Source organism: Staphylococcus gallinarum, assembly GCF_000875895.1.
GTDB lineage: Bacteria > Bacillota > Bacilli > Staphylococcales > Staphylococcaceae > Staphylococcus > Staphylococcus gallinarum.
Genome location: NZ_JXCF01000216.1, coordinates 1 through 241 on the forward strand (window position 1 = coordinate 1; position 241 = coordinate 241).

Here is a 241-nt window from a genome sequence, read left to right on the forward strand (position 1 = left end):
AGTACCATACGTTCCAGCAGGAACAGTAACAGTTCATTATGTGAATGAGACTGGAGAAGTTATTAAAGATCCAACAATGGATACGGAGAAATCACCAGTTGGTAAAACATACAATACAAACGAAAACGGAACTGAAATTCCGAAAGAAATCACTGGTAAAGATGGTCAAGAGTATGTGCTTGTAAAAGTTCAAGATGGTGACGAAGAAACTGGTAAAGTAGTTAAAGGTAATATTGATGTT

At 36.1% G+C, this 241-nt stretch carries 1 protein-coding gene; it reads left to right on the forward strand.

The annotated features are described in order from the left end of the window. Positions 1 to 241: MucBP domain-containing protein (locus SH09_RS14130; protein ID WP_042740245.1), on the forward strand; the 241-nt coding region annotated here is incomplete at both ends.